At 60.7% G+C, this 22,591-nt stretch carries 27 protein-coding genes and 1 tRNA gene; 12 read left to right on the forward strand and 16 right to left on the reverse strand.

Going from position 1 to position 22,591, the window contains the following annotated elements:
• The first annotated feature begins 96 nt into the window (after window positions 1-96).
• From yiaY to C4J84_RS06915, 3 genes are all read left to right on the forward strand, one after another.
• The gene (gene yiaY, locus C4J84_RS06905; RefSeq protein WP_124369936.1) at window positions 97-1,245 is read left to right on the forward strand and encodes an L-threonine dehydrogenase; all 1,149 of its coding nucleotides are present in this window, start codon (window positions 97-99) and stop codon (window positions 1,243-1,245) included.
• A gap of 91 nt (window positions 1,246-1,336) precedes the next feature.
• A complete protein-coding gene (locus C4J84_RS06910) occupies window positions 1,337-2,011 on the forward strand; it encodes an NAD-dependent epimerase/dehydratase family protein (protein ID WP_124369937.1) in 675 nt (224 codons plus the stop codon).
• Between the two features lie 92 nt (window positions 2,012-2,103).
• Window positions 2,104-3,297 (forward strand): CaiB/BaiF CoA-transferase family protein, encoded by a 1,194-nt coding sequence (locus C4J84_RS06915; RefSeq protein ID WP_124435085.1) that lies wholly within the window; start codon window positions 2,104-2,106, stop codon window positions 3,295-3,297.
• An 86-nt stretch (window positions 3,298-3,383) separates the two neighbouring features.
• On the opposite strand, the gene C4J84_RS06920 is transcribed toward C4J84_RS06915, so the two are convergent.
• The gene (locus C4J84_RS06920) at window positions 3,384-3,872 is read right to left on the reverse strand and encodes a DMT family transporter (protein ID WP_124369938.1); all 489 of its coding nucleotides are present in this window, start codon (window positions 3,870-3,872) and stop codon (window positions 3,384-3,386) included.
• 77 nt (window positions 3,873-3,949) lie between these two features.
• Here C4J84_RS06920 and C4J84_RS06925 point away from each other — a divergent pair, with 77 nt between their 5' ends.
• Window positions 3,950-4,858: a LysR family transcriptional regulator gene (locus tag C4J84_RS06925; RefSeq protein ID WP_256681395.1), complete on the forward strand. Its 909-nt coding sequence runs from the start codon at window positions 3,950-3,952 to the stop codon at window positions 4,856-4,858.
• A 7-nt stretch (window positions 4,859-4,865) separates the two neighbouring features.
• Here the strand turns inward: C4J84_RS06925 and C4J84_RS06930 are convergent, their stop codons facing one another.
• Window positions 4,866-5,150, reverse strand: coding sequence for a type II toxin-antitoxin system RelE/ParE family toxin (locus tag C4J84_RS06930; protein ID WP_124361707.1), 285 nt, complete (start codon window positions 5,148-5,150; stop codon window positions 4,866-4,868).
• Window positions 5,140-5,379 (reverse strand): CopG family ribbon-helix-helix protein, encoded by a 240-nt coding sequence (locus C4J84_RS06935; protein ID WP_124361708.1) that lies wholly within the window; start codon window positions 5,377-5,379, stop codon window positions 5,140-5,142. Before C4J84_RS06935 ends, C4J84_RS06930 begins: the two co-directional genes overlap by 11 nt.
• A gap of 100 nt (window positions 5,380-5,479) precedes the next feature.
• Here C4J84_RS06935 and fos point away from each other — a divergent pair, with 100 nt between their 5' ends.
• Together fos and C4J84_RS06945 are read left to right on the forward strand one after the other, a co-directional pair.
• On the forward strand, window positions 5,480-5,890 hold the full coding sequence (gene fos, locus C4J84_RS06940; protein ID WP_124369940.1) for a fosfomycin resistance glutathione transferase: 411 nt from the start codon (window positions 5,480-5,482) through the stop codon (window positions 5,888-5,890).
• Between the two features lie 169 nt (window positions 5,891-6,059).
• On the forward strand, window positions 6,060-6,587 hold the full coding sequence (locus C4J84_RS06945; protein ID WP_057723086.1) for a DUF4142 domain-containing protein: 528 nt from the start codon (window positions 6,060-6,062) through the stop codon (window positions 6,585-6,587).
• Window positions 6,588-6,657: 70 nt separating this feature from the next.
• Here the strand turns inward: C4J84_RS06945 and C4J84_RS06950 are convergent, their stop codons facing one another.
• Window positions 6,658-7,083: a low affinity iron permease family protein gene (locus C4J84_RS06950; RefSeq protein WP_124435087.1), complete on the reverse strand. Its 426-nt coding sequence runs from the start codon at window positions 7,081-7,083 to the stop codon at window positions 6,658-6,660.
• 217 nt (window positions 7,084-7,300) lie between these two features.
• On the opposite strand from C4J84_RS06950, the gene C4J84_RS06955 reads away from it, so the two are divergent.
• Window positions 7,301-8,041, forward strand: coding sequence for a GNAT family N-acetyltransferase (locus tag C4J84_RS06955; protein WP_305955461.1), 741 nt, complete (start codon window positions 7,301-7,303; stop codon window positions 8,039-8,041).
• On the opposite strand, the gene C4J84_RS06960 is transcribed toward C4J84_RS06955, so the two are convergent.
• The 5 genes from C4J84_RS06960 to C4J84_RS06980 form a co-directional block, all read right to left on the reverse strand.
• On the reverse strand, window positions 8,042-8,542 hold the full coding sequence (locus C4J84_RS06960; RefSeq protein ID WP_124435089.1) for a methylated-DNA--[protein]-cysteine S-methyltransferase: 501 nt from the start codon (window positions 8,540-8,542) through the stop codon (window positions 8,042-8,044). It abuts the gene before it with no gap.
• A gap of 207 nt (window positions 8,543-8,749) precedes the next feature.
• Window positions 8,750-8,823 (reverse strand) — tRNA-Gly (locus tag C4J84_RS06965).
• 134 nt (window positions 8,824-8,957) lie between these two features.
• Entirely contained in the window at window positions 8,958-9,842 is an 885-nt protein-coding gene (locus C4J84_RS06970; RefSeq protein WP_124435090.1) for an alpha/beta fold hydrolase, read from the reverse strand.
• A 304-nt stretch (window positions 9,843-10,146) separates the two neighbouring features.
• On the reverse strand, window positions 10,147-10,839 hold the full coding sequence (locus C4J84_RS06975) for a pseudouridine synthase (RefSeq protein WP_124369944.1): 693 nt from the start codon (window positions 10,837-10,839) through the stop codon (window positions 10,147-10,149).
• Complete coding sequence (locus C4J84_RS06980; protein ID WP_124369945.1) at window positions 10,829-11,041, reverse strand: cysteine-rich CWC family protein; 213 nt, start codon at window positions 11,039-11,041, stop codon at window positions 10,829-10,831. The genes C4J84_RS06975 and C4J84_RS06980 overlap by 11 nt, the downstream gene beginning before the upstream one ends.
• Before the next feature lie 293 nt (window positions 11,042-11,334).
• Between C4J84_RS06980 and C4J84_RS26385 the strand changes: the two genes are divergently transcribed.
• Window positions 11,335-11,688, forward strand: a complete 354-nt coding sequence (locus tag C4J84_RS26385) for a hypothetical protein (RefSeq protein ID WP_124361718.1) — start codon at window positions 11,335-11,337, stop codon at window positions 11,686-11,688.
• Between the two features lie 145 nt (window positions 11,689-11,833).
• Window positions 11,834-12,268 carry a DUF3757 domain-containing protein gene (locus C4J84_RS06990; RefSeq protein ID WP_124428993.1) on the forward strand — a complete coding sequence of 145 codons (435 nt, stop codon included), beginning with the start codon at window positions 11,834-11,836 and terminating at the stop codon, window positions 12,266-12,268.
• Between the two features lie 4 nt (window positions 12,269-12,272).
• Here C4J84_RS06990 and C4J84_RS06995 read toward each other — a convergent pair whose 3' ends face one another.
• Window positions 12,273-13,385 carry an enoyl-CoA hydratase/isomerase family protein gene (locus tag C4J84_RS06995; protein WP_124435091.1) on the reverse strand — a complete coding sequence of 371 codons (1,113 nt, stop codon included), beginning with the start codon at window positions 13,383-13,385 and terminating at the stop codon, window positions 12,273-12,275.
• A gap of 136 nt (window positions 13,386-13,521) precedes the next feature.
• Here C4J84_RS06995 and ung point away from each other — a divergent pair, with 136 nt between their 5' ends.
• On the forward strand, window positions 13,522-14,214 hold the full coding sequence (gene ung, locus C4J84_RS07000) for a uracil-DNA glycosylase (protein ID WP_124369947.1): 693 nt from the start codon (window positions 13,522-13,524) through the stop codon (window positions 14,212-14,214).
• A 14-nt stretch (window positions 14,215-14,228) separates the two neighbouring features.
• On the opposite strand, the gene C4J84_RS07005 is transcribed toward ung, so the two are convergent.
• The 4 genes from C4J84_RS07005 to C4J84_RS07020 are packed head-to-tail and all read right to left on the reverse strand — an operon-like array spanning window position 14,229 to window position 18,283.
• Complete coding sequence (locus tag C4J84_RS07005) at window positions 14,229-15,266, reverse strand: AbrB family transcriptional regulator (RefSeq protein ID WP_124435092.1); 1,038 nt, start codon at window positions 15,264-15,266, stop codon at window positions 14,229-14,231.
• Window positions 15,259-16,773, reverse strand: coding sequence for a tripartite tricarboxylate transporter permease (locus C4J84_RS07010; protein ID WP_124428996.1), 1,515 nt, complete (start codon window positions 16,771-16,773; stop codon window positions 15,259-15,261). The genes C4J84_RS07005 and C4J84_RS07010 overlap by 8 nt, the downstream gene beginning before the upstream one ends.
• Window position 16,774: 1 nt before the next feature.
• Window positions 16,775-17,233: a tripartite tricarboxylate transporter TctB family protein gene (locus C4J84_RS07015; RefSeq protein WP_124435093.1), complete on the reverse strand. Its 459-nt coding sequence runs from the start codon at window positions 17,231-17,233 to the stop codon at window positions 16,775-16,777.
• 60 nt (window positions 17,234-17,293) lie between these two features.
• Complete coding sequence (locus C4J84_RS07020; RefSeq protein WP_164484579.1) at window positions 17,294-18,283, reverse strand: tripartite tricarboxylate transporter substrate binding protein; 990 nt, start codon at window positions 18,281-18,283, stop codon at window positions 17,294-17,296.
• Window positions 18,284-18,677: 394 nt separating this feature from the next.
• Here C4J84_RS07020 and C4J84_RS07025 point away from each other — a divergent pair, with 394 nt between their 5' ends.
• Entirely contained in the window at window positions 18,678-19,349 is a 672-nt protein-coding gene (locus C4J84_RS07025) for a response regulator (RefSeq protein WP_124366210.1), read from the forward strand.
• The gene (locus C4J84_RS07030) at window positions 19,342-20,733 is read left to right on the forward strand and encodes a sensor histidine kinase (RefSeq protein WP_124369951.1); all 1,392 of its coding nucleotides are present in this window, start codon (window positions 19,342-19,344) and stop codon (window positions 20,731-20,733) included. The genes C4J84_RS07025 and C4J84_RS07030 overlap by 8 nt, the downstream gene beginning before the upstream one ends.
• Here the strand turns inward: C4J84_RS07030 and C4J84_RS07035 are convergent.
• Window positions 20,727-21,548, reverse strand: coding sequence for an HDOD domain-containing protein (locus tag C4J84_RS07035; RefSeq protein ID WP_124369952.1), 822 nt, complete (start codon window positions 21,546-21,548; stop codon window positions 20,727-20,729). The two genes, C4J84_RS07030 and C4J84_RS07035, sit on opposite strands and share 7 nt — an antisense overlap.
• A 37-nt stretch (window positions 21,549-21,585) precedes the next feature.
• On the reverse strand, window positions 21,586-22,527 hold the full coding sequence (locus tag C4J84_RS07040; RefSeq protein ID WP_124435094.1) for a folate-binding protein YgfZ: 942 nt from the start codon (window positions 22,525-22,527) through the stop codon (window positions 21,586-21,588).
• Between the last annotated feature and the right edge of the window lie 64 nt (window positions 22,528-22,591).

Here is a 22,591-nt window from a genome sequence, read left to right on the forward strand (position 1 = left end):
GACGGTGACTTTATCACGAGCCGGCGTTGATCCTGGTCAAGATGCGGCAAGTGGTACCGGTGGATTCTGTGGCTATAAAGCCCCTGAGGATCGACCATGAGCAGCACGTTCTTTATTCCCGCCGTCAATATCATGGGCATCGGCTGCCTCGACGAAGCCATGATTGCTATACGCAACTACGGCTTTCGCAAGGCGTTGATCGTCACTGACCAGGGCCTGTGCAAAGCCGGCATGGCCAGCATGATCGCCGAAAAGCTGGCGCTGCAGGACATCGATTCGGTGGTCTACGATGGCGCCAGGCCCAACCCCACGGTGGAAAACGTCGAAAAAGGCCTGGCGCTGCTGCAACAGAGCGCCTGCGATTTTGTGGTGTCCCTGGGCGGCGGTTCGCCCCATGACTGCGCCAAGGGGATCGCCCTGTGCGCCACCAACGGCGGGCGTATCGGCGACTATGAGGGTGTCGATCAATCGAGCAAGCCGCAATTGCCGCTGGTGGCGATCAACACCACTGCCGGCACGGCCAGTGAGATGACCCGTTTCTGCATCATCACCGACGAAACCCGCCACGTGAAAATGGCCATCGTCGACCGCAATGTCACGCCGCTGCTGTCGGTCAACGACCCGGCATTGATGGTCGCAATGCCCAAGGGCCTCACCGCTGCCACCGGCATGGATGCCTTGACGCATGCCATCGAAGCCTACGTGTCCACCGCCGCCACACCGATCACCGACGCCTGCGCAATCAAGGCGATCGAACTGATCAGCGCCAACCTGCGCCTGGCCGTGCGCGATGGCAGCGACATAGCCGCGCGGGAAAACATGGCGTATGCGCAGTTCCTCGCGGGCATGGCGTTCAACAACGCGTCGCTGGGATTCGTGCACGCCATGGCGCATCAGCTCGGCGGCCTCTACGACCTGCCCCATGGCGTGTGCAATGCGGTGCTGCTGCCCCACGTGCAGAGTTTCAATGCCAGTGTCAGCGCCAAGCGTTTGAGTGACGTGGCGCGCGCGTTGGGGGCTGATATCAAGGGCGTTACCCCGGAAGAGGGCGCGCAGGCCGCTATCGTCGCGATTCGCGCCCTGTCCCAGGACGTGGAAATCCCCGCCGGCCTGCGCGAACTTGGCGCCAAATTGCAGGATATTCCGCTGCTGGCGAGTAATGCGCTGAAGGATGCATGCGGCCTGACCAACCCACGACGGGCGGATCAGCGTCAGATCGAGGAGATTTTTCGCAGCGCGTTTTGATAGGGGGCAGCTTTGGGCTGCAAGCGTTAAGCTAAAGGTTGAACGCGTTCAACTTGAGCTTGAAGCTTGCGGCTTGCCGCTGAGGTCCCCCATGAGAGTTCTATTATTCGGCGCCACCGGCATGATCGGTCAGGGCGTACTGCGCGAGTGCCTGCTGGCGCCCGACGTGCAGGAAGTCGTTGCCGTCGGCCGCACGTCGTTGACCCAGGAGCACGGCAAACTGCATCAGGTGTTGCACAGCGACATGCTGGATTTCCAACCTCTGGAAAACCTGCTGCAAGGCTTTGATGCGTGTTTCTTTTGCCTGGGTGTTTCCTCGGCGGGCATGAATGAAATCAACTACACCCACCTCACTTATGACCTGACTTTAGTCGCCGCCAGCACCCTGGCGCGGCTCAACCCGCAGATGACGTTTATCTATGTCTCCGGCGCCGGCACTGACAGTTCCGAGACGGGCAAGTCGATGTGGGCGCGGGTCAAGGGCAAGACCGAGAACGCCTTGCTGCGCTTGCCGTTCAAGGCGGTCTATGTGTTCCGGCCGGGGATTGTCCAGCCGTTGCACGGTGTGCGTTCGAAGACGCCGTTGTACCAAGCGTTTTATAGCGTGCTCGGGCCGTTGCTCTCGTTTGTACGTCGGATAAAGCCGAGCTGGGTCGTCAGCACCGAGACCGTCGGCCGTGCGATGTTGCAGGCGGTGAGCCGTGGCGCGCCGCAGCCTGTGGTGGAGCAGGCCGAGATCAATCGCTTGGCCGCCGAGCGTAGCTGATGCTGCACAAAAGTCTGGTGTGCTGCGGTTGGATTTTTCCTGCCCGAGTGCTTTAGCCTCGGTGCACACTCCAAGAATAAGAGGTACATCCCATGACGGCTCCCCTGAACGGTGTCAAGGTTATCGAGATCGGCACCCTGATTGCCGCGCCCTTCGCGGCGCGGATGATGGCCGATTTTGGTGCCGAGGTGATCAAGATCGAAGCCATGGGGCAGGGCGATCCGCTTCGCAAATGGCGAAAGCTGCACGAAGGCACGTCGCTGTGGTGGTACCTGCAATCGCGCAACAAGCAGTCCCTGGCCCTGGACCTCAAGTCGGCAGAGGGCTTGAGCCTGATCAAGCAGCTGCTCGCCGACGCCGACGTGCTGATCGAAAACCTGCGCCCCGGAGGCCTGGAAAAACTCGCCCTGGGTTGGGATGTGTTGCATGCCCTCAACCCCAAGCTGACCCTGGTGCGCATCTCCGGCTATGGCCAGACCGGGCCCTATCGCGACCGCCCGGGTTTCGGTGCGATCGGCGAGGCCATGGGTGGCATTCGCTACACCACCGGCAACCCGGATTCGCCACCGGCGCGGGTCGGCGTGAGCCTGGGGGATTCGCTTGCGTCGTTGCACGGTGTGATCGGCGCGCTGATGTCGCTGCTGCGGGTCAAGACCGGCCAGGGTGACGGCCAGATCGTCGATGTGTCCCTGGCGGAAAGCGTGTTCAACCTGATGGAAAGCCTGGTGCCCGAATACGACATGCTCGGCCATGTGCGTGAGCGCAGCGGCGGTGCCTTGCCCGGTATCGCGCCGTCCAATACCTACCTGACCGCCGACGGCGCCTACGTGGTGATCGCTGGTAACAGCGACCCGATCTACAAGCGCCTGATGACCGCCATCGGCCGCGCCGACCTGGCCGCTGCGCCTGAGTTCGCCCATAACGATGGCCGTGCGGCACAGAGTGGTTTGCTCGACGCGGCAATCACCCACTGGACCAGCAGCCTGCCCATCGAGCAGGTGCTCAGCGCCCTGGAGGCCGCTGAAGTGCCGGCCGGGCGCATCTACTCCGTGGCGGACATTGTCAGCGACCCGCACTACCAGGCACGGGATATGTTGCTCGATGCCGATTTGCCCGGTGGTGTGTCGGTAAAAATGCCCGGCATCGTGCCCAAACTGTCGGAAACGCCCGGCGCGGTGAATTGGCAAGGGCCTGCGCTGGGCCAGCATACCGATGACATCCTCGCAGGCCTGGGCCTGACAGACGCTGACATTCAACGTCTGAAGGCTTCGGGAGTGGTGCAATGATCACCGATTATTCCGACCCGCTGATTGTGTAGGAGGTCTGCCCGCGCCGGGTTTTCGTGTATCAGCATGGCGGTTCGCTGTGGTCGTCAGCCAGCCGTTGCCAATGCACGGGCCGGTGTCGCGCTGAACTGAATCAGTGCGACGCCGCCGATCAACAGCAACGCCCCCACCACGCGGGGCGTTGTGAGTTGGCGCTCCACCAGCCCGAACAGGCCGAAATGGTCGAGCAGCAACGACGCGAGAATCTGCCCGGCCATCGCCAGGGCAACGAAGCCTGATGCGCCCAGCGTGGGCATCAGCACCAATGCCAGCGAGATAAAGCACACCCCGAACGCGCCACCGGCCCACATCCACAGCGGCGCCTGGGTGATAAAGGCCAGGTTCGGCAAGGGCAGCCGTAGGGCGATGATCACCGGCAGCAACACAATGATGCTCACCAACAGCGAAGCCAGCGTCGCCCACAACGGGTGACCGAGCCCGCGACCCAGGTTGGCGTTGATCGCGCTTTGAAACGGCACCACGGCACCAGCGATCACCGCCAGCAGCAACACACCCAGCCAATGCAACGTCGTCATGGCGAATCTCCCAGAGGTTTTGCTGGACTCTAGGTTATTCGTCGCGCAAATTTAAATTCCAAGTTCTTATACCGAGCATGCAGCTGATGAATGATCTAAGGCGCATCGACCTCAACCTGTTGGTGATTCTTGACGTGTTGCTCAGCGAGCAACACGTCACCCGCGCCGCCGAACGTCTGCACCTGAGCCAACCGGCGGTCAGCCACGCGCTGGCGCGCTTGCGTGACCTGCTGGGCGACCCGTTGCTGGTGCGTCAGGGCGGCTCATTGATACCAACGGCGCGTGCGCTGGAGTTGGCTACGCCGTTGGCGGAGGCGCTGGCCCAGGTGCAAGTGCTGCTGGCGCCGAACCGCTTTGACCCGGCGTCGGCCAAACGCCGCTTTCGCGTGGCAATGTCGGACTACAGTGCGGCGATTTTCCTACCGGGATTGGTGCGCTTGTTGCGCCGTGAAGCGCCGGGCATCGACCTGCAAATCATCCAGGCCAGCCGCGAAGGCATGGTCGACGGCGTGCTCAATGGCGATCTCGACCTGGCCGCCGGGGTTTTCCCTGACATGCCTGCCGAACTGCGGACTACGCCTTTATTCGAAGAGCATTACACCTGCCTGGTCGACCGCGACAGCCTGCCGACGACGGGTGTGCTGGACCTGCCTACCTACCTGTCACGCCCCCATGTCTTGCTGGAAATGCGCGGCAGCGGCATGCCGGAAATCGAGCGTGCGCTGACCGCGATTCGTCAGCGCCGGCATGTGGCCGTCAGCCTGCCGCACTGGGGCGTGGCACCGCAGTTGATTCAGGGCACGGACCTGATCCTGACCGTCTCCTCCCGGGGCCTGTTGAATATCGATCATGCCCAACTGATCGCCGTGCCACCGCCGTTTCATATTCCTTCGTTTGCATTTGAGCTGGCATGGCATGCGCGACGGGGTGGGGATGCGGGGTTGCAGTGGTTGAGTGGGCGGGTGCAAGGTGTGCTAAAGGGCTGATCAGCTGCTACCAGGAGGTAGGTGGTTGGCGGCGGGTATGAAAAATTCGCATCACCTGTAGTCGCCCTTCACGAATACGGTAAGGGACAATGTAGGGCCACCGGGGCACCACCCATTCACGCGTCCCTGGGACGCGCCCGGTTTTTCCCAACGCGGGAAATTGCGCAATGTGTTCAAGCCCGGCCAAAATCGCCTGGACGAACTCGTAGGCGGCTTTAGGGTTTTCTTCAGCAATAAAGGCCGCTTCATCATCCAGGTTTCTGAGGGCTGTCCTCAGCCACTCAACCTGCATTGTTGCGCCATTTGTCAGCGACGGCTTTTACCTCGGCAGCCGTCGCGAAATCCCCCGCATCAGCTTCTTTCAGCGCCTTTTGAATCTCTTCGATTTGCCATGCTTCACGCGTCAAGTATTCACGTAGCGCGTCAACAGCGAGGAACGATTTGCTGCGACCGGTCGCTTTGGCCAGACTGGCAAGCGTATCGGCGACATCGTCCGGTATCCGCAGGGACATAACAGACATACGAACCTCAATGTAGTGATAGGTAGTGCAACATATTACAGCGTCATCTCATTGATCGATTGTCCCGTTCGTCAGAGGCATTCCGGACAAGGAAAAACTTATGCTAACCGGGCTGAATCACCTGACCCTGGCCGTCACCGATCTGCAGCGCAGCATCCGTTTCTACCATGAGCTCTTGCAGCTTCGGCTTGACGCCACTTGGGATAACGGCGCCTACCTTTCGTTGCCTGGGCTGTGGTTATGTTTGTCGCTGGACCCGTTGCGTGACCCGATCCCGGCAGCCGATTACACGCATTACGCGTTGACCGTCGAAGCGCACGATTTCATGACCCTGGTCGCACGCTTGCGAGGCGCTGGCGTGGAGGAGTGGCGCGACAATCGCAGTGAAGGCGCCTCGTTCTATTTTCTCGACCCCGATGGTCACAAGCTCGAAGCCCATGTCGGCGATCTCGCCTCGCGGTTGCAAGCCTGTCGCGCCAAGCCTTATGCCGGAATGAAGTTTTACCCCTAGACTGGGAACGTGCAGAAGTCCGGGTCTGTTTGCTGACAAAACCGCCCGACTCAACAACGACCGTTCGTCGCACTGGAAAGTATTTTCTAAACCTTTGCCTCAAGCAAAATTCGAATCCAGGGCGAGGCGCTGTTTCCTCGCACCTATTTTTGCCCTGGAGGAACCCATCATGAGCCGCATGGCTATCCGGTTACGCACCGCCAGTTTCGCGATGCTGCTGGGCCTCGGCGCCAGCAATGCTTTCGCCCAGTCACCTGCCGAATTCATCGAGCAGGCTTCGGCCAAAGGCATGGCCGATATCGAAACCAGTCGCATGGCCCACGCCAGAACTTCGTCCCAGGAGATCAAGGATTACACCATCGAGGTGATCAATGAGCGCACCCTGGCCAACCAGCATCTGGCGGCTATCGCTAAAAAGCTCGACTTGCCGGTAGCCCCGCGCGAGAAGATCGTCGACAAGGCCGAAACCCTGATGCCCGAACTCAAGGACGGCGACTCCTTCGACGCCGCTTACACCGCGCAGCAGGTCAAGGAAAACGAAGACGCCATCGCCCTGTTCAAGCAGGAAGGCGCGGCGTCGCAGGTGCCAGAGATAAAAGCGTTGGTGGATGAGACGCTGCCCAAGCTGCAGGAGCGTCTGGAAAAAGCCCGCGCCCTGGCATCGACCTACGGCAAGGGGCACCAAGGCGACGGTTGAAGCTCCCTTTGAGTTGAAGCTCCCTTTGAAATGAAAACGGCGGTTGGATCATCTCCAACCGCCGTTTTTTTCAGGCCTGGTTCAAATTTGTTTTCGGCGCCGCCGCGTCGTCGGCGGCAGGGCCGCAACTGCTGTTGAGGTTCAAGCTGCCGGCTTTGCCGATATCGCGATATTCCTGGCGTAGCTTTTCAAGCTCCTTGCGGTCCAGGCCGTCCAGGCTCAGCACCGCGTTCTGCGCATCCTTGGACACACGCAACAGCTCGTCGATCTTGATATGCAGGATGTCATTGTCGCGGTTCTGTGTGTTCTGGATCAGGAACACCATCAGGAACGTGATGATGGTGGTCGAGGTGTTGATGATCAATTGCCAGGTGTCGTTGTAATGAAAGTATGGCCCGCTCAGGCTCCATGCCAGGATCAGCGCCACCGCCGTGTAGAACGTCCTGGGGCTGCCGGCCCAGCGCGACAGGGTTTGGGAGACTGCAGAGAATTTCATGACCGTTTTCCTCAAGAAGGGTGATGAACTACTGACAGCAGTCGCTCGCTGAAATTTCTTTTTACAACTTATCGGTCGGACAAAAGTAAAGGTTTTTCTGTAGGGCTTTTAGGAGCGGGCCTACGGCGCTGTGAAACCTTGAGCACAAGACTGGGTTTTTGCCTGGTTATTGCTTATGCACGCTAAAAACGCCCATGCCCTATTCGCACGCTATGACTTGACCGAAGCGCATTTTTTTGCGGCGACCTGCGCGATGTATTGTCGGCATAGCGCCGGTATCAGCACATACTTTGCTGAGGAACATTGCGCGCCGTGGAATATGTTGTTTATTCGTCTGGACAGCGCCCCGCTGCGCGAAGCGACGGAGTTACCCCTGGACCTGATCCGTCGTACCTTGATCCCCATTCGCATCGTGATTCCTCAGGAACAGGTCGAGGGCTTGCGCGACGTGCTCGCGCAGCTCGGCTTTCAGCCGGCTGAAGAGACCACGGCGATGGTCCTGTCACTGGCGCGCCTTGCGCCATTGATAAACGAGGAAGGTGTGCAGATCAGCCTGACTCGGAACCTGAACGAATGGGCGACTCCGCTCGACAGTGCGTTCCTGATAGCGCCTGAGGCGGTCGCGCATTACCAGGCTCGGCATCAGCGATCCCTGGACGCCGGTGAAGCCCTTTATCACTTCACATTGTCTGTGGAGGGGCAGGTGAGCTGTTCGTTGACCTTGTCGTTATGTGAGGGGGAGGCCCGACTGAGTGATGTCGGCACGCGGGTCGGCTTTCGTGGAAGAGGCTACGCCACTCGATTGATTCAAGCGGCCCTGCTTCACGCCTCGGGCCTGGGGGCTCGTCGGTGTTTTCTCGAGGCCTCGACGCTCGCCGTTGCACTGTATGGAAAGCTCGGTTTCCAACGCTTGTTCGATTGCGCGTCCTTTATTCGCGCAGCTGCCCCACAGCCATGATCAGAACGCCAGTTTCGCCTGGCCGCGATTCTCCAGCGTCAACAGATATTGCTTGGCCTCAAGCCCTCCCGCAAACCCGGTCAGCCCGCCCGAAGCACCCACCACTCGGTGACAGGGCGCAATGATCGAAATCGGATTACGCCCATTCGCCGCCCCGACTGCACGCACGGCTTTCGGGTTGCCGATCTGCTGGGCTATCTGGCTGTAGCTGCGCGTTTCGCCAAACGGAATGGTCAGCAGGGCCTGCCAGACTTGTTTCTGAAAGTCGGTGCCGGCGAAGTCCAACTCCAGCTCGAACTGGCTGCGTGTTCCCGCGAAGTATTCGTTTAGCTGGCGCTGGGCTTCCAATAGCACCAGGCTGTCGTTGGTCTCGATCAATTCGCCCAGGCGCACGCGGTTGGCGCGCTCTGTTTGCCACAGGATGGCGCCAAGTTTGCCATGGCGCGCCACCAAGGTGAGTTCGCCGACAGGGGAGGGCATGAGTGTGTATTCACAGGGCATGGGCGGGCTCCTCGAAGGGATGCTGAAGCGTAAGGCGCCAGTGTAGGTCCATCAGGGTATTGGCAAACTACGTTTCTTGCGCTCGAATTCTTCGTAGAAGGCGAGCGTTATAGGCACCTGAACGTCAGCCAAAAAAAACCGGCCCCCAGGAGCCGGTTTTTTATGCGTTCCGTGTCAGCCGTGGCATGACATGAAAGCCAATTTGAGTGGAGCGGGTAGAGGGAATCGAACCCTCAACTAAAGCTTGGGAAGCTTTCGTTTTGCCACTAAACTATACCCGCTCAAAGCGGCTGACTTTGTACCAGATGTTCAGCTGGATTTGAAGTTTTTCTTCGAAAAAATCGCACGTTGCGCGCGCACCGTACGCAGACAAGCGGCGCCACTGCAGGAACCCGCTCCTACAGTGGGCCTCACTTCAGACCGCCCATGCATGTTGCGTCTGACCCTGCTGGTAGCGTAACCGACTCACCGGCCGCTGCCCTTTCAAAAAGCCTACCACCGCCTCCCGGCTGTCCCGGCATGCCGCTTTATGCTCCATATCCAGGAAATGCCCCGTGGCCTGGACAGTGCTGAAGCTGCTGTGGGTTATATGTTGCCCAAACAGCCTGGCATCCTCGGCGCTGGTGTACTCGTCCCATTCGCCGTTCAGGAATAGCACCGGAATGTCGATCTGCCTTGCTGCATTGAGGTAACACAAGCGATCGCTGTGAAGCACCTGGCTGATGTGGAAGTGCATCTGCCCGTATTCATGCTCGGCCAGGCTGCTGACGTGCTTGTAGTTGAAGCGCTTGAACAGCGACGGCAGGTGCTTGCCGATGGTGCTGTTGACCAGATGGCCGACGCGGTCGCGGTCGAGGTTGCCGAGGTAGTCGACGCCGCGCTCAAGGTAGTCGCGCATGGGCGGGTTGATCACCGGGGAGAACGAGCTGATCACCGCCTTTTCAATGCGTCGCGGGCGTTGGGCGAGGGCGAACAGGGCGGCAGTACCGCCCCACGAGAACGAGAGCACGTGTTCGGCGGCAAAGCGCTCGATCAGCTCCAGCAGGATCTGGCCTTCGACTTCCTTCGTCAGCATCTGCTCGTGGCGGTTGTGGATTTTGGAACGGCCGGCGTAGGGCTGGTCGTACAGCACCACATTGAATTGGGGGTAAAGGCTTTTCACGGTTTGGGCGAAAGAGGCCGTGGTGGCCATCGAGCCGTTGACCAGAATGATGGTCTTTTCAGCGGCATCCGCGCGATAGAACTCCGTGTAAACCCGGTACTGACCCTGTATATCCAACACAGCGATTTCTGGCCTCATGTCGTAAGACTCCTGGCAAGCGGGTAGGGCGCGCAAATGACTTTGCACGAGCTTTATGACAGGTAGGCATACGCCTGGAAGATGAGCGCCCCTGTCGGCCCGATTGCGGTTGGCCGACAGCGGTTGTCAGGGCGGGATGTTTGCCGGGACGGCCCGTCAATCCAGCACGGGCGGGGCAAGGTGTTTCTTGGAGGTTATAGGTGACTCGCCAGTCATATTTCAACGGGTGAACTTGATTCAAGCACAGACTCGGCAGGTCGCAAGCCGCCTGGCTGGTTTTTTGCCACCAGCGGCTGAACGGTCGTCAGACTTGTCGGATTTCATCGTCAGTCAGGGCTCGGTATTCCCCCGGCGCAAGGGACGGATCCAACTGCAGCGGGCCCATGCGCTCACGGTGCAGCGCAATCACCTGGTTATTGAAGTGCCCGAACATGCGTTTCACCTGGTGATAACGGCCTTCGATGATGCTCAAGCGCGCCGTGGTCGGTCCCAGTAATTCCAGCTCGGCGGGTTGGGTGGTGAGGTCTTCGAACGCGAAGTACAGGCCCGCCTTGAATGTCACCGCGTATTCGGGGCCGATTTGCTGCGCTGTTTCCACGCGGTACACCTTGGGCAACTTGGTCGTCGGTTGTGTCAGGCGCCGCGACCACTGGCCATCGTTGGTGATCAACATCAGGCCGGTCGTGTTGTAGTCCAGGCGCCCGGCAATATGCAGCGTGCTTTTGTCCGGCTCATTCAGCAGATCGAGCACGGTAGGGTGTTGCGGATCCGCCGTGGCACTCACGCACCCTTGGGGTTTGTGCAGCATGAAATAGCGCGCCGGTTTGCCCGCCTGCAGCACCTCACCATCAACGCACACCTGGCTGAACTCGCGTACCTCATGGTGGGGATCGCTGACCGTTACGCCATCAACGCTGACGTGGCGTTCCACCAACAGCAACCGTACTTGCCTGCGATTGAAGCGCGGCAGGTTGCTGAGGAACCGATCAACGCGCATCAGGGGTGCGCAACTGTTCATCCACTTGGGCGCAACGCGAGCACAGGCAGGCTTTATTGCGCAGTTCGTCAGGCAGCGCGAGGAGTACCGCCGGGTCAATGGTGACATTGAAGCACCAGCACGCCTGGTCAACCGTGCGTGGGTCTGCCAGGGCGCAGTCGTTGACGGCTCCGCAGGCGGGGCAAAGCGTGGGTGTGGTCATGGCAGGGTCAGGCTGTATAGGCAGGTGTGCTGGGCCTTGCACAATACAGCTCGGACCCGCAGCAGGACAACGCCGTCATCGAGAGCGACACGGTATCTGCCTGAATATGACTGAGACGATATAGCTTGGGCTCCCGTCGGGTGCCCCTACAGGAATTGCGTGTTGATGTATCAAGTTGTTACTGAAACGCACCAGATGTTGTTTTTGATGTCAGATATTGTGTCATTCGGCGCAAGCTGGATGCCGCTCTCCAGCGTCGCTGGAGGTGCTCTTCCGCGGTCCAGGAGGCCGCCATGTATCGACGACTGCTGCTCACTGCATTACTCGGCCTGACCTTGTCAGCTTGTGTGCCCTACTACGATGGAGGCGCCACTTACTATCGCTCCGAGGTGTATACCGCACCGGCGCCTGCCTATTACTACGGTGGCCCTCGCTATGACAGGGGCAGCTACTACGCGCCGGCTCCACGTTACTATCCGGCCCCGCGCTATTACTCGGCGCCGCGTTATTACCAACCCGCGCCACGTTATTATCCGAGGTCTGCCTACCGGGCGTATCCGAACCAGGGCTGGGGAGGAAATCGTTGGGGAAACGGCGGTCACGGACGGGGTGGTGAGCATGGCGGTGGGCGCGGTGGTCACCGCTGAAGAAAGGCTTTGAACGAAGCGGCGCATGATGCGCCGCTTTTTTTTGCCTGCCATTCGTCGGCACTGTCAGATTTAACAGCTATCTTTGAGGCTCAAGATCTAATTCACTGCGGGAAACGTTGTGTGCTTGTGAAGGAAAGCCTCTATGTTCAAACAACTGATGTGCGTGCTTTTACTCGTCGGCTGCGTCATGGGCCCGGCGGGGGCAAAGCAGTTTTGTCCGGATAAATCGATGATCCGAAACGTCAAAGGCTACTTTCAATACCAGCAGGATGGCGTGCTCTGGCAAGGTCCCAAGGTTGAGCCTAACGAATATATACATAGCTTTCTTGGCGCTTTATTCACGCCTGAAAAGGGCACTGACCGAAAAAACGGCTACGTGGAAAAGTGCGTTTATGAAAACCAGCGTGAAGAGCTGGTCGTTATGCGTCCTTGCATTTCAGGCGCTGCCGCCACCATGTCGCTGACCGACAGCTTGCATTGGGAGCTCGGCAAGATTCCGTTCGATCAACAGGTTTACGTCTGCCGTGACAATCAACCCGATAATTGCGCATTCACGATAAATGACTCGCAACGATAGGCTGTCAATAATCGGATAAATCTGCCAGAGGATTCCTACCCTCCCAGGCTTTTTCAAAATGCGCCTGCACCACCGCCTCTGGAATTGTGTTGATATCCGGCCAGTGCCAGTGCGGCGCCTGGTCCTTATCGATCAACCGCGCCCGCACTCCTTCGGCGAATTCCGGATGACGGCAGCAGTTGAGGCTCACCGTGTACTCCATCTGGAACACTTGGGCCAACGACAAATGCCGAGCCCGGCGGATTTGCTCCCACACCAGATGGGCGGTCAGCGGGCAGCCTTCGCTCAGAGTTTTGCCGGCGCGAGCCAGCAGCGGATCAGCGTGATCACGCAACTGGCTCAACGCGCGCCAGGCGCAGCGTATGTCACCCACATCCAACCAGTCGTCGATCTGCCCACGGCGCGGTAACCACTGCGCTTCGGGTTGCTGGTCGACGGCTTCCTGGGCGAGGGCCTTGAGCAAGCTGTTGAGCTGCATCGCGCTCTGTTCCTGCCAGTTCAGTTGCAGCAGGCCTTCGAGCAGTTCGTCTTGCTGGTCATCGCGCAGGAAACGGTCGGCCAGGCCCAGGTCCAAGGCATCGCGGCCATTGATATGGGCGCCGGTAAGGCCCAGGAACAACCCGAGTTTGCCGGGCAGGCGCGACAAGAACCTGCTGGCGCCGACATCCGGGTACAGGCCGATACTGATTTCCGGCATAGCCAGACGGCTGGTGGGCGTCACGACACGCACGGACGCGCTTTGCAGCAGCCCCATGCCGCCGCCCAGCACATAGCCGTGGCCCCAACAGATCAGCGGTTTGGGATAGGTGTGCAGGCGATAATCGAGGCGGTACTCCGCAGCAAAAAACTGCGCGGCCAGGGCGGGCACTTCGCCGGGTTGTTCGCGACAGGCCTGCGCCAGGCTGCGCACTTCGCCACCGGCGCAAAAGGCCTTGGGGCCATTGCCGCGCAGCAATACGCAGACGATGTTCGGGTCCTTGGCCCAGGCATCCAGGCGATCACCCAAGGCCAAAATCATCGGCAGGGACAGGGCGTTGAGGGTCTTTTCCGCGTCCAGGCTGGCGATGCCGATGCGGGCGCCGTCGCTGCCGGTCAGTTCTTCGAAGTGCAGGTTCATCGTGACCTCAATCGAGAAGGTGAAGGATGAGTATGATCCCTTCGTGGGAAAGCGCCGGTGGTGTGTCAGATCAATTGACAAGCGGGGTCGGCTTTCCTAGGGTTCGCCTCATTCTTTTTTACAAGACAATTCAACTATGACCGATGGCGACCGTATCAAACTCGAACCCAGCTGGAAACACGCCCTGCGCGATGAGTTCGAGAAGCCCTACATGGCCCAGTTGCGCGAGTTCCTGCGCCAGGAACATGCGGCCGGCAAGGAGATCTACCCGCCTGGCCCGCTGATTTTCAATGCCCTCAACTCGACGCCGCTGGACAAGGTCAAGGTAGTGATCCTCGGCCAGGACCCGTACCACGGCCCCGGCCAGGCCCACGGCCTGTGCTTCTCGGTGCAACCGGGCGTGCCGGCGCCGCCGTCCCTGGTCAATATCTATAAAGAACTCAAGCGTGACCTGAACATCGACATCCCCAACCACGGCTACCTGCAAAGCTGGGCCGACCAGGGCGTGCTGATGCTCAACACCACCATGACCGTGGAACGCGCCAATGCCAATGCCCATGCGGGCAAGGGCTGGCAGTTCTTTACCGACCGGATCATCGAGGTGGTCAGCGAGCATCAGCCGCATCTGGTGTTTTTGTTGTGGGGCGCCCACGCCCAGAGCAAACAGAAGCTGATCGATGCCACCAAGCACCTAGTGCTGACCTCGGTGCATCCATCACCGTTGTCGGCGTATCGCGGGTTCCTGGGCTGCGGGCATTTCAGTCGCGCCAACAAGTTTCTGGAGCAGAATGGCGAGGCGCCGATCGAGTGGCGGTTGCCGCCGCTCTGAACTGCGAAGAGGATTCAGATTGTTTCCGGCCGGCGGTTCCAATGCCTGAACAACGGCTCCGCCAGAAACAGCACGAACAACAGCCGCATCACCTGCATTGCAGTCACCAACGGCACCGACAATTGCAAGGTTTCAGCCGTGAGGCTCATTTCGGCAATGCCGCCGGGCATCATGCCCAGGGTCAAGGAGCGCAGGTCCAACTGGGTCAGGGCGCTAAGGCCCACCGCCGCCAATGTTGCCAGTGCCATGGTCAAGGCGGTGCCGATCAACGTGCGACCCATAAAGGATGGAGCCCTGCGAAAGAACTGGCGGTTGAAGTGACACGCCAAGCCGCTGCCGATCAGCCATTGGCCGATCTGGCTGCCGCCATCGGGCAGGCCGATATGCAGGTCCCAGACCACACTGGCAGTCGCACTCACCAGCAACGGGCCGAACAGCCAAGGGTTCGGCTGGTGCAAACGCTGCCAGCCCCAGGCCACCAGAGCCCCCATCGGAAACAGCAACGCCAGCCACCGCCAATCCACAGGTGCCGGATGAAACTGCGGAGCGCCACCGCCCAGCAAATACTTGAAGATCGCCGGCACACACAGCACCACCACCAGCACACGCAAACTCTGGCCCGCTGCAACCCGGCTGAGCACCGCACCATTGCGCGCGCCGAGGTTGACCATCTCGCCGGAACCGCCCGGCATGCTGGAGAAAAACGCGGTAGCGCGGTCTTCACCGCTGCGGCGCATCAACCACACCCCGACCACGCTCGACAAACTCGTCACCAAGGCGCCGAAGAAGATCAGCCCGAAGTGGCTCATCACCTGTTCGATCACTACCGGCGTGAAGTGCAGGCCGATGCCGATGCCCACCACCCATTGGCCGCATTTGCGCCCGCCGGGAATTTCCGCCAATTGCCAGGGCGTGAGGCAGCGCACCAGGATGATCGCCAGCAACGAGCCGACCATATAGGGCAAGGGCCAGCCGACGAGGCTGGCCAGGTAACCGCCGGCCAGGCCGACCAGCGGTGTTCCCCACCATTGCTTGAAAGTGACCTCAGACATCGGCCACGGCACGACGCTGCAAGGCACGTTTGCGGTAGATGCGCACCAGCGGGAACATCAGCATCAGCGCGGTCAGTACCCAGACGCCGAAGGTGATCGGGCTCGACCACAGGATGTCCAGCGCACCGTTGGAGATCGACAGTGCGCGGCGCAGGTTCTGTTCCATCAGGCCGCCGAGGATAAAGCCCAGCAATACCGGCGACAGCGGAAAGTCGAGCTTGCGCAGGATGTAGCCGAAGATGCCGATACCGACCATCAGGAACAGGTCGAACGTGGTGGCATGCACCGCGTACACGCCAATTGCGGTGATGATGGCGATCACCGGCACCAGCGCCCAGTTCGGCACGGCGAGGATGCGGGTGAAGATGCGGATCATCGGGATGTTGAGGATCACCAGCATGATGTTGGCAATGAACAACGAGGCGATCAGGCCCCAGACAATGTCCGGTTGCTGTTGGAACAGCAGCGGGCCGGGCGTGATGTTGTACAGCGACAGGGCGCCGATCATCACCGCCGTGGTGCCCGAACCGGGCACGCCCAGCGTCAGCATCGGCACCAGCGCACCGCAGGCGGAGGCGCCGATCGCGGTTTCCGGCGCGGCCAGGCCACGCATGTCGCCTTGGCCAAATGTGCCGCTGGCGCCGGCCAGGCGTTTTTCGGTCATGTAGGCAACGGCCGAGGCCAACGTAGCACCCGCGCCCGGCAGCACACCCATGATGAAGCCGAGCAGGCCGCAACGGATGTTGACTACGAAAACCGAAGACGCTTCCTTCAGGTTGAACATCATCCGTCCGGTGGCTTTGACCGCTTCCTGGCCACGGTGGGTTTTCTCCAGCAGCAGCAGGATCTCGCTGATGGAAAACAGGCCCAGCACCAACACCACGAACTGAATGCCATCGGTGAGGTGGATGTTGTCGCCGGTAAAGCGGTACACGCCGCTGTTGGCATCGATGCCTACCGCCGAGAGGAACAGGCCGATCAGCGCCGCCACAAAGGTTTTCAGCGGCTTGTCACCGGCCATGCCGCCCAGGCACACAATCGCGAACACCATCAGTACGAAATATTCCGCCGGGCCGAAGGCAATCGCCCATTTGGCCAGCAGCGGGGCAAACAGCACCATGCCGCAGGTGGCGATAAAGGCACCGATGAACGAACTCCACGCCGACAACGACAGCGCCACACCGGCCAGGCCTTTACGGGCCATCGGGTAGCCGTCGAGGGTGGTCATCACGGTGGAGGCTTCGCCCGGAATATTGAGCAGGATCGAGCTGATACGGCCGCCGTATTCGCAGCCCAGGTACACCGCTGCGAGCAGAATCAACGCCGACTCGGGTGGCAGGCCCAGGGCGAATGCGATGGGAATCAACAGTGCCACGCCATTGATTGGCCCCAGGCCCGGCAGCAGGCCGACCACGGTGCCGATCAGCGTGCCGCACAAGGCGGTCACCAGGTTGTACGGGCTCAGCGCGACGCCGAATCCCTGGCCCAAATAGCCAAAAGTATCCATATCAGTTCTCCAGTACGTCGAGCAGGCCGAGGGGCAGCGGCACATCCATGGCTTTGTCGAACAGCAGGTACAAGCCGATGGCCATCAGGCCGACGATCACTACGCTGGGCATCCAGCGCCCGCCATACAGGCGTGCCATCGGGATGCCGATCAACAGGCTGCTGAGGATGAAACCCAACGATTCGAAGGTGGCGGCGAACACGATCAACAGCGCTACGCAAATGCCGATCTTGACCAGTGTGTCGCGGTCCAGCGCCGGGTCTTCTTCGGTGTGTTGGGTGGGTTGCGGGCGAAACAGCATGTAGATCAGCGCCAGGCTCATCAGCCCGAGCATCAGCAGCGGGAAAGCCCGAGGCCCTACTGGCTCGTAGGAAAAGGCCGCCTGATAGGGCCAAGCCATCAGCGCGAGGCCGATGCAGGCCACTAACATCACAGCAGCGAAAATACGTTGTAAGAGCATGGTGAACTCCTGGGCCACACCGCGTGTTTAAACGGGCGTGGCCGCGCGAAAGCGGGGCGTTTACTGGATCAGGCCGAACTCTTTGGCCAGCACTTTGTAGTCAGCCACCTGTTTTTTCACGTAGGTGTCCAGTTCCGGGCCTGTCATGGCGAACGGGAACAGCTCGCGCTGATCACGCAGCTTGGCGAACTCGTCGGAAGCCAGCAGTTTGTCGAACGCATCCTTCCACCAGGCATAGTCGGCATCGCTGACTTTTGGCCCGAGGTAGAAGCCACGCACCACTGGCCACACGATGTCATAGCCTTGCTCTTTGGCGGTCGGGATGTTCTTCATTTCCGGCTCGTCCAGGCGCTGCTCGGAGAACACCGCCAACAAGCGCATGTCGCCGCTGAGGATGTGCGGCATGGAGTCGGAAATATCGGTGCTGCCCACCTGAATGTGGCCACCGAGCAAAGCGGTAGCGATTTCGCCGCCGCCTTCCAGCGCGACGTAACGCAGCTCGCGCGGGTTGATGCCGGCGGCCTTGGCGATCAGGGCGGTTTGCATCCAGTCCTGGCTGCCAACCGTACCGCCGGAACCTATCACTACGCTGCCTGGATCTTTCTTCAAGGCTTTTACGAGATCGTCGAGGGTCTTGTAGGGTGAATCACTTTTCACTGCGATGGCACCGTAGCTGGTGCCTACCGCTGCGAGCCAGCGCACGGCGCTTTCATCGAAGCGACCGAACTTGCCCTGGGCCAGGTTCAGCAATGAACCGCTGGACCAGGCCACCAGGGTACCTCCATCCGCAGGGCGCTGAGCGACCACCGCGTTGTAGGCCACTGCGCCGACGCCGCCTGGCATGTAGGTCACGCGCATCGGCTTGCTCAGCAGTTTCTGGTTGACCAGCGCGCTTTGTGCCAGCTTGCAGGTCAGGTCAAAACCACCGCCCGGGGAAGCCGGGGCGATGCATTCAGGGCGCTTGGGTTCGTCGGCGGCCAGCAGTTGGCCGGCAAACAGCATGCAGCCGGCGGTAATCGCAACTTTACGCAGTGAAAGGGTCATGGTGATCTCCGTATTTTTGTTATGAGTGGCTTAGCCGCGTGCGCTGCTGTGCCTGGCGTTGCGCGAGCGCACGGCCACCGTCTTCGAAGACGGCAAGGGCAGAGTGGGTGTGAGTAAGGCGGGAATTTCTTGCAGGCGGGCGAGCCTGGGGCTGTGTCGACAGCATCGTGGTGCACTCCGTTATTGTTCTTATTTTGGCGAAAACGCTTCGAGGCGTTTTTCGGGCGCTACGGGTGAGGTAGCTCGGCGGGCGTAACCACCGTAACTGGATGCTAAAGGGCGAAGCTTTCACTAACCTTTCAGTTGCCTTTCAATGTTTTCGGGCTTCACAGGGCAGGTTGCGCCTGTAAACTGCCCGCCAAAGCGTGGCGTCGCCCACGCCTGCACGAGGTAGAAATTCATGCGTGTCCTTCTGGTTGAAGACCATTTGCAACTCGCCGAAAGTGTCGCCCAAGCGCTCAAGAGCATAGGGTTGACCGTCGACGTATTGCACGATGGCGTGGCTGCGGACCTGGCGTTGAGCAGCGAGGAATACGCGGCGGCGATCCTTGATGTGGGGCTGCCGCGCATGGATGGTTTCGAAGTGTTGGCACGCTTGCGCGCCCGTGGAAAAAATTTGCCGGTGTTGATGCTGACGGCACGCAGCGATGTAAAAGACCGCGTGCATGGCTTGAACCTGGGCGCCGACGATTACCTCGCCAAACCGTTTGAGCTGACGGAACTGGAAGCGCGGGTCAAGGCGCTGCTACGGCGCAGCGTATTGGGCGGCGAGCGCCAGCAGGCGTGCGGCGTGCTGGTGTACGACCTCGATACTCGGCGCTTCACGGCCGGTGGCGAACTGCTGACGCTGACCTCGCGCGAGCAAGCGGTGCTCGAGGCGCTCATCGCCCGGCCTGGCCGCGTGATGAGCAAGGAGCAACTGGCCTCCCAGGTGTTCGGTCTCGACGAAGAAGCCAGCCCGGACGCTATCGAAATTTATGTGCACCGCCTGCGCAAGAAACTCGACGGCCAGCCTATCGCCATCGTGACCTTCCGTGGCCTTGGCTACCTGCTGGAAGCCCGCGATGCATAAGCCCAGCAGCCTGCGCTGGCGCCTGCTGTGGAACCTCGCGCTGTTGCTGGTGCTGCTGATGCTCGCCAGTGGCATGAGTGCCTACTGGAACGGGCGCGAAGCGGCCGACACCGCCTATGACCGCACGCTGCTGGCCTCGGCGCGCACCATTGCCGCCGGCTTGACCCAGGTGGACGGCACGCTCAGTGCCAACGTGCCCTACGTGGCCCTGGACACCTTTGCCTACGACAGCGCCGGGCGTATCTATTACCAGGTCAATGACATCAACCAGAAGCTGATATCGGGTTACGAAAACCTTCCCGGCCCGCCGCCCGGCACCCCGCGTACGGATGATTACCCAGCCTTGGCGCGGTTCTACGACGCCGTGTATCAGGGCCAGCCTGTGCGCGTGGTGAGCCTGCTCAAGGCTGTCTCCGAGCCGAACATGAATGGCATGGCGGAGATCCGTGTCGCGGAAACTGACGAAGCCCGGGTCGCCATGGCCCGTAGCCTGATGGCCGACACCTTGTTGCGCCTGGGCATGCTTGCCATTGGCGCGCTGTTGCTGGTGTGGTTTGCCGTCAGCGCGGCGCTGCGCCCGCTGGAGCGCCTGCGCACGGCGGTGGAAGAACGCCAGCCCGACGACCTGCGGCCCTTGCCGCTGGTAGAGGTGCAGGATGAGTTCGGCCCGCTGGTGCGTTCCCTCAACCATTTCACCGAACGCTTGCGCGGCCAGTTCGAACGCCAGGCGCAGTTCATTGCCGACGCCGCCCACGAGTTGCGTACGCCGCTGGCCGCGCTCAAGGCCCGCCTGGAACTGGGCCTGCGCGCCGAAGACCCGGCCACGTGGCGCACCACCCTGGAAACCGCCGCCCAGGGCACCGACCGTCTCACGCACCTGGCTAATCAGTTGCTGTCCCTGGCACGCATCGAAAATGGTGCCAGGGCCATTGCCGAAGGCGGCGCGCAGTTGCTCGACCTCAGCCAATTGGCCCGAGAGCTGGGCATGGCCATGGCGCCATTGGCCCACGCGCGAGGCGTTGCCTTAGCGCTGGAAGCAGACGAGCCGGTGTGGCTGCGCGGCGAACCGACGCTGCTCAATGAGTTGCTGAGCAACCTGGTGGACAATGCGCTGGCGCACACACCACCGGGTGGCAACGTGATTTTGCGGGTTACGGCGCCAGCGGTGCTCGAAGTCGAAGACGATGGACCCGGTATCCCGCTGGATGAGCGGGACCGGGTATTCGAGCGATTTTATCGGCGCAGCCAGCAGGGTATGGGGTCGGGCCTGGGGCTGGCGATTGTCGGGGAGATCTGCCGTGCGCACCTGGCGCAGATCAGCCTGCACGATGGCGAATCGGTGGGGTTGAAAGTGCGCGTGAGTTTTATCGCCGGGGATCAGTAGAACATCGAACGTGCTTCATCCAGTTCGGTGCGCAACGTCTCGCTGTAGGGGTCAATCCGCAGCTTCTTCACCGCCGGTACGTCGGCCATATCGACGTTTGCCAGTGGGTGTCCGGTGTGGCGGTGACAGTAGAGCACGGCGACCTGCACCACATCGATGTAATCGAGCTGGGCGCAGTCGCGTTCCAGGTTCAGATACTGGCCGGGCAGTTTTGCCAGCATTTCGGGGAAGTCCCAGCCGCTGAGCAGCTTGTCGCCCAATACCGGATGGATGCTGTCGATCACGTGGTTGAGGCTGACCGGGTCGGACAGCAGCTCGTAATGGTCTTCGGCGTAGGTGAGGATCGGCAGCACGCCAATCTGGTGCACCAGGCCGCCCAGGGCCGCCTGGTCCGGCTTGAGTTGGCTATGCCGACGACACAAGGCATAGCTGACGCCCGCGACCTCCAGGCTGCGGCGCCACACTTCGCGCATTTTCTGTTCGACCACCTCGGAGCGGGCGTGAAAGATCTGCTCCATGACCAGGCCGATGGCCAGGTTGCTGCTGTAATTGGTGCCGAGCCGGGTGATGGCGGTGTGCAGGTCGGTAACTTCCTGAGTTGCTCTGAGCAACGGGCTATTGACCACTTTGATCAGGCGCGCCGACAGGGCGGTATCGCGACTGATCACTTTACTCAAGTGGCTGATGCTGATCTCCGGGTCTTCGGCGGCCTGACGAATTTTCAGGGCCACCTCCGGTAATGTCGGCAGAACCAGGTCATCGTTGTCGATGGCCTTCATCAAAGCCTGTTGGACTTTTTCCGCCAGCTCGTTCATTCATACTCTCTAGGGTGTTGCAAAAAAAGTACGGCGGTTATCGCTGGATCTCACGATCGCGGTCCAGCGCGTAGGGCAGGTCAAGCAGCCGCAGGCCCGGGCCTTCCAGGCTGCCTAAGCGTACGTCGCCATTATCGGCAGCTTCGGCTTGCAGCACGGCAAGAAGTTCAATGGACTGACCCGCTTTTGCCGCGATGACCACTTCGCCGATCGAACTGTTATGGCTCGGGGAAAACAGTGCGGTGCCTGGCTCGGGTAATTCGGTCGCAGCCAGACTCAGGCGGTACAGGCGGCGTTTGAGTTTGCCCAGGTACTGCATGCGCGCGACGATTTCCTGGCCGGTGTAGCAGCCTTTCTTGAAGCTGACGCCGCCCACCGCCTGCAGGTTGAGCATCTGCGGGATGAACAGTTCGCGGGTCTGCGGCATCACCTGGCCGATGCCGGCGCGGACCTGGCCCAGCAGCCATTCATTCAGCTCGGCTTGCGGCAGGCTTGCCGCCAACTGGCTGCGCAGCCCTTCGGCGTGTTCGGCGGGTGCCCAGAGTTCAGCGCGGTCGGGCGACACGCGGATGGCGATCAACGTCTCGGTGCGCGCCACGCTGTCGGTCTCGACCGGCAACGCCAGGCCCAGCGCGGCCAGCGCCTGGTCGGCATGCGCCAGGCCGAAACGCACCCAGGCGGCGCTTTCATCGGTGAGTTTGGATTTGGAGAACACTGCGTATTTCTTCAGGTCCGCCAATTGCGGCTCGAGCAGTTCGCTGGCCATGGCCAGGAGCACGCCGTCACTTTGTAGCAGGATGCGAAAACTTGACTGCATCCGGCCTTTTTGCGTGCAGCGCGCGCCCAGGCTGGCCTGGGTGTCACTCAGGTAATTGAGGTTGCAGGTCAGTTGGCCCTGCAGGAATTTGGCAGCGTCCGCGCCGCGGACGGCGAGAACGCCTTCGTGGGACAGCGGGCAGAAGAAAGCAGAGTCGGCCATGGGTCATCGCAGGTCAAAAAGTCATGGGTGCATCATAGAGGGGCGCCCGGCAAATGCATAGTTT

This window comes from Pseudomonas sp. R11-23-07, from assembly GCF_003852295.1.
GTDB lineage: Bacteria > Pseudomonadota > Gammaproteobacteria > Pseudomonadales > Pseudomonadaceae > Aquipseudomonas.

Excerpts from the sequence above, each read along its gene's own strand:
- yiaY (WP_124369936.1), top strand. The coding sequence starts at position 97 with ATGAGCAGCACGTTCTTTATTCCCGCCGTCAATATCATGGGCATCGGC.
- C4J84_RS06910 (WP_124369937.1), top strand. The coding sequence starts at position 1,337 with ATGAGAGTTCTATTATTCGGCGCCACCGGCATGATCGGTCAGGGCGTA.
- C4J84_RS06915 (WP_124435085.1), top strand. The coding sequence starts at position 2,104 with ATGACGGCTCCCCTGAACGGTGTCAAGGTTATCGAGATCGGCACCCTG.
- C4J84_RS06920 (WP_124369938.1), bottom strand. The coding sequence starts at position 3,872 with ATGACGACGTTGCATTGGCTGGGTGTGTTGCTGCTGGCGGTGATCGCT.
- C4J84_RS06925 (WP_256681395.1), top strand. The coding sequence starts at position 3,950 with ATGCAGCTGATGAATGATCTAAGGCGCATCGACCTCAACCTGTTGGTG.
- C4J84_RS06930 (WP_124361707.1), bottom strand. The coding sequence starts at position 5,150 with ATGCAGGTTGAGTGGCTGAGGACAGCCCTCAGAAACCTGGATGATGAA.
- C4J84_RS06935 (WP_124361708.1), bottom strand. The coding sequence starts at position 5,379 with ATGTCTGTTATGTCCCTGCGGATACCGGACGATGTCGCCGATACGCTT.
- fos (WP_124369940.1), top strand. The coding sequence starts at position 5,480 with ATGCTAACCGGGCTGAATCACCTGACCCTGGCCGTCACCGATCTGCAG.
- C4J84_RS06945 (WP_057723086.1), top strand. The coding sequence starts at position 6,060 with ATGAGCCGCATGGCTATCCGGTTACGCACCGCCAGTTTCGCGATGCTG.
- C4J84_RS06950 (WP_124435087.1), bottom strand. The coding sequence starts at position 7,083 with ATGAAATTCTCTGCAGTCTCCCAAACCCTGTCGCGCTGGGCCGGCAGC.
- C4J84_RS06960 (WP_124435089.1), bottom strand. The coding sequence starts at position 8,542 with ATGCCCTGTGAATACACACTCATGCCCTCCCCTGTCGGCGAACTCACC.
- C4J84_RS06970 (WP_124435090.1), bottom strand. The coding sequence starts at position 9,842 with ATGAGGCCAGAAATCGCTGTGTTGGATATACAGGGTCAGTACCGGGTT.
- C4J84_RS06975 (WP_124369944.1), bottom strand. The coding sequence starts at position 10,839 with ATGCGCGTTGATCGGTTCCTCAGCAACCTGCCGCGCTTCAATCGCAGG.
- C4J84_RS06980 (WP_124369945.1), bottom strand. The coding sequence starts at position 11,041 with ATGACCACACCCACGCTTTGCCCCGCCTGCGGAGCCGTCAACGACTGC.
- C4J84_RS26385 (WP_124361718.1), top strand. The coding sequence starts at position 11,335 with ATGTATCGACGACTGCTGCTCACTGCATTACTCGGCCTGACCTTGTCA.
- C4J84_RS06990 (WP_124428993.1), top strand. The coding sequence starts at position 11,834 with ATGTTCAAACAACTGATGTGCGTGCTTTTACTCGTCGGCTGCGTCATG.
- C4J84_RS06995 (WP_124435091.1), bottom strand. The coding sequence starts at position 13,385 with ATGAACCTGCACTTCGAAGAACTGACCGGCAGCGACGGCGCCCGCATC.
- ung (WP_124369947.1), top strand. The coding sequence starts at position 13,522 with ATGACCGATGGCGACCGTATCAAACTCGAACCCAGCTGGAAACACGCC.
- C4J84_RS07005 (WP_124435092.1), bottom strand. The coding sequence starts at position 15,266 with ATGTCTGAGGTCACTTTCAAGCAATGGTGGGGAACACCGCTGGTCGGC.
- C4J84_RS07010 (WP_124428996.1), bottom strand. The coding sequence starts at position 16,773 with ATGGATACTTTTGGCTATTTGGGCCAGGGATTCGGCGTCGCGCTGAGC.
- C4J84_RS07015 (WP_124435093.1), bottom strand. The coding sequence starts at position 17,233 with ATGCTCTTACAACGTATTTTCGCTGCTGTGATGTTAGTGGCCTGCATC.
- C4J84_RS07025 (WP_124366210.1), top strand. The coding sequence starts at position 18,678 with ATGCGTGTCCTTCTGGTTGAAGACCATTTGCAACTCGCCGAAAGTGTC.
- C4J84_RS07030 (WP_124369951.1), top strand. The coding sequence starts at position 19,342 with ATGCATAAGCCCAGCAGCCTGCGCTGGCGCCTGCTGTGGAACCTCGCG.
- C4J84_RS07035 (WP_124369952.1), bottom strand. The coding sequence starts at position 21,548 with ATGAACGAGCTGGCGGAAAAAGTCCAACAGGCTTTGATGAAGGCCATC.
- C4J84_RS07040 (WP_124435094.1), bottom strand. The coding sequence starts at position 22,527 with ATGGCCGACTCTGCTTTCTTCTGCCCGCTGTCCCACGAAGGCGTTCTC.